We start from the raw sequence: 2875 nt of genomic DNA on the forward strand, positions 1-2875 counted from the left end.
ACGCCCTTCGACATGGTCGTCCGCAACGACCTCGACCGCTACCGGCTGGTCATGGACGTCATCGACCGCGTCCCCGGCCTCGCGGTGCGCGCCGCAACCGTACGGCAGCAAATGGCAGACACGCGCACCCGCCACCAGGCGTGGATCCGCGAGCACGGCACCGATCTGCCCGAGGTCGCCGACTGGACCTGGAACGCCTGAACACCCCCGAACCGCAAAGGAGTTCACTGTCATGACCGTACGCGTCGGCATCAACGGCTTCGGCCGCATCGGGCGCGCCTACCTTCGCGCGGCCCTCGACCGCGCCGAGGCGGGCACCCAGGACGTCGAGGTGGTCGCTGTCAACGACATCACCTCGCCCGCCACCCTGGCCCACCTGCTGGAGTACGACTCGACGTTCGGACGCATCGGACGCGAGGTCGTCCACGACGACAGCTCGATCACCGTCGACGGCCGGCGCATCGACGTCACCGCCGAACGCGACCCGGCAGCCCTGCGCTGGTCCGACTACGGCGCCGACATCGTCGTCGAGTCCACCGGACGCTTCCGGGACCGCGACTCGGCCGCCCTGCACCTGAAGGGCGGCGCCCACTCGGTGCTGCTGTCGGCGCCCGGCAAGGGCGCGGACACCACCATCGTCATGGGCGTCAACGACGACACCTACGACCGCCGCAGCGACCGGATCATCTCGGCCGCCTCCTGCACCACCAACTGCGTTGCCCCCATGGTGAAAGTGCTGCACGAGAACTTCGGCATCGAGCGCGGAGTGATGACCACCATCCACGGCTACACCAACGACCAGGCCCTCCTCGACGGCCCGCACAAGGACCTGCGCCGGGCCCGCTCGGCGGCGCTCAGCATCATCCCGACCAGCACGGGCGCGGCCCGCGCCGTCGGCCTGGTGGTGCCGGAGCTGGCGGGCGCACTGGACGGGATCGCCGTCCGGGTGCCGGTGGAGGACGGGTCCCTCACCGACCTCGCCGTGGTCCTGAACCGCGAAGTGAGCATGGGCGAGATCAACGAGGCGTTCGCCGTGGCCGCCGAGGGCCCGCTCAATGGCATCCTGCGTGTGTCGAAGGCGCCGATCGTGTCCCGTGACGTCATCGGCGACCCGGCCTCCTGCATCTTCGACCCGGCCCTCACCCAGGCCAACGCGACCTTGGTCAAGGTCTTCGGCTGGTACGACAACGAGTGGGGTTACACCAACCGGCTCCTCGACCTCACGGCCCTCGTCGCCGACGACTGACCACCCTCTGGAGGGGACCGGTGCCGCCGATCACCGGTCCCCTCCGCCCGCCTGGGACGGCCAGTGGAAGACGTTGGGCCGACCAGTCCCGGACCGGCCCCGGACAGCCCATGGGACCGCTCTCCGATCCGCTGGATGCTCGAAGTGCCGAAGGAGGCCTGGAGGAGATCCCCGATGACGCACGACGTGCTAGACACACACATACGCCTGCTGCCGCGTCGGCCCCACAACCCCTATCTGCGCCGCCTGCGCTGAGGAGGAACAGTCATGAAACACAACAAGGTCGGCACCGTCATGACGAGTGACGTCGTCCGGGCCGAGTACGGCACCCCGTTCAAAGAGGTCGCACGCCTGCTGGCCGACCGACGGATCAGCGGGCTGCCGGTCGTCGACGAGGACGACAAGGTGATCGGGGTCGTCTCAGAGACAGACCTGATGGTGCGCCAGGCCGCGACCCCGGACCCCTTCGAGACTCCGCGACGTCGGCGGCTCGCGGCGCTCACGCGCAGCGCCCGGCTACAGGCCGCGAAGGCGAGGGCCCGCACTGCCGGACAGTTGATGACGGAGCCCGCGGTCACGGTGCACGCCGACGACAGTATCGTCGAGGCCGCCCGGACCATGGCCCAGCGGCACGTGGAGCGGCTGCCGGTCCTCGACGAGGCCGACCGGCTGGTCGGCATCGTCACCCGTCGTGACCTGCTCCAGGTCTTCCTGCGGCCCGACGCTGAAATCCGCGAGCAGGTCGTCCAGGAGGTGCTGATGGACGCCCTGTGGATACCGCCCCGCAGCATCGACGTCTCCGTCACGGAAGGGGTCGTCACCCTCACCGGCCAGATGGAGCGCAAAAGCGAGACGGAGATCGCCGTCTCGATGACCCGCCAGATCGACGGCGCGGTCGCCGTGGTCGACAAGCTCACCTATCGGCTGGACGACTCACGGCTGCAGGCCGACGAGCAGGCACTGCACGGCGTGGCCGACGACTGGCTGCGCCGGCTGTGAGAGGAGGCGGACCACCATGACCTCCAAGGTGCTGGTGGCATACGGAACCACGAACAGATCGACCGCGCGTATAGCCGAGTCCATCGCGGACGTGCTGCGCAAGGACGGGCTGACTGTGGACGTCCTGCCCGCCCGGTCGGTGAAGAGCGTGTCCTCGTACGACGCCGTCGTGGTCGGCGGCGGCCTGTACGCCGGACGCTGGCACAAGGACGCCCGTCGCTTCGTCCGGCGTCACCGCGAGCCTCTCGCCGCCCGTCCGCTCTGGCTCTTCAGCAGCGGCCCCCTGGACGCCTCGGCCTACGAGCGGGACATCCCGCCCGTGCCCGACGTGAAGAAGGCCATGACGCAGCTGAACGCCCAGGAACACGTCACCTTCGGCGGCTGCCTGGAGGACGGCGCGAAGGGGTTCGTGGCCCGGATGATCCTGCGCTCCGGGAAGGGCGGGGACTTCCGGGACTTCGACCGAATCGAGCAGTGGGCCGCCGGCGTGGCCGGAGAGCTGTCGGGCGGCAATTGACTTGCTCCTCGGGCTGAAGCCCGAGGATTCTGGCCTTCTCGATCGTTGCTGTGCCGCTACGCGGCACGGGCTTGGGTCGGGAATCCGTGGCTTCCTGCTTCTTCGCGCTGTGC

Annotated in this window: 4 protein-coding genes; all 4 read left to right on the forward strand. The window is 69.4% G+C overall.

The window, feature by feature from the left end; genetic code table 11:
• Positions 1-201: hypothetical protein (locus H305_RS49110; protein ID WP_037767514.1), on the forward strand; the 201-nt coding region annotated here is incomplete at its 5' end.
• 31 nt (positions 202-232) lie between these two features.
• Positions 233-1246 carry a type I glyceraldehyde-3-phosphate dehydrogenase gene (gap, locus tag H305_RS0143535; RefSeq protein WP_028805934.1) on the forward strand — a complete coding sequence of 338 codons (1014 nt, stop codon included), beginning with the start codon at positions 233-235 and terminating at the stop codon, positions 1244-1246.
• A 267-nt stretch (positions 1247-1513) separates the two neighbouring features.
• The gene (locus H305_RS0143540) at positions 1514-2245 is read left to right on the forward strand and encodes a CBS domain-containing protein (protein WP_028805935.1); all 732 of its coding nucleotides are present in this window, start codon (positions 1514-1516) and stop codon (positions 2243-2245) included.
• Positions 2246-2261: 16 nt separating this feature from the next.
• On the forward strand, positions 2262-2762 hold the full coding sequence (locus tag H305_RS0143545) for a flavodoxin domain-containing protein (protein WP_028805936.1): 501 nt from the start codon (positions 2262-2264) through the stop codon (positions 2760-2762).
• Positions 2763-2875 lie beyond the last annotated feature (113 nt).

It is taken from the genome of Streptomyces sp. 142MFCol3.1, from assembly GCF_000424945.1.
Classification (GTDB): Bacteria; Actinomycetota; Actinomycetes; order Streptomycetales; family Streptomycetaceae; genus Streptomyces; species Streptomyces siamensis.

Bases quoted from the DNA above. Each gene is read 5' to 3' on its own strand.
- H305_RS0143540 (WP_028805935.1), top strand. From the start codon at position 1,514: ATGAAACACAACAAGGTCGGCACCGTCATGACGAGTGACGTCGTCCGG.
- H305_RS0143545 (WP_028805936.1), top strand. From the start codon at position 2,262: ATGACCTCCAAGGTGCTGGTGGCATACGGAACCACGAACAGATCGACC.
- gap (WP_028805934.1), top strand. From the start codon at position 233: ATGACCGTACGCGTCGGCATCAACGGCTTCGGCCGCATCGGGCGCGCC.